General features: G+C 52.5%; 1 protein-coding gene. It reads right to left on the reverse strand.

Annotated elements, in window-relative coordinates; genetic code table 11:
- The coding region (locus tag HMPREF3044_RS00010; RefSeq protein WP_210400506.1) for a hypothetical protein at nucleotides 1–240 on the reverse strand (240 nt) is incomplete at both ends.

Raw genomic sequence — 240 nt, forward strand, 5'->3', positions numbered from 1 at the left:
ATCAGGATCAGCCTTCCCATTATCAGACGGAGTATCGGTATCACCAGGCTTGTCGTCGGAACCATCAAGCGGGTCAGTGCCGTTTTTCACCTCACGGCCATCTGTGACACCACCGTCATCAGTATCCGGATCATTCGGGTTCGTACCAGCGGCAATCTCGTCGCCATCATGCAAACCGTCAACATCAGTATCCTTACTCAGCGGATTCGTGTTACCCGGCTTACCATCCTTATCCCACTT

The sequence above is a fragment of the Corynebacterium sp. HMSC073D01 genome, from assembly GCF_001815555.1.
In the GTDB taxonomy this organism is placed as follows: Bacteria; Actinomycetota; Actinomycetes; order Mycobacteriales; family Mycobacteriaceae; genus Corynebacterium; species Corynebacterium glucuronolyticum.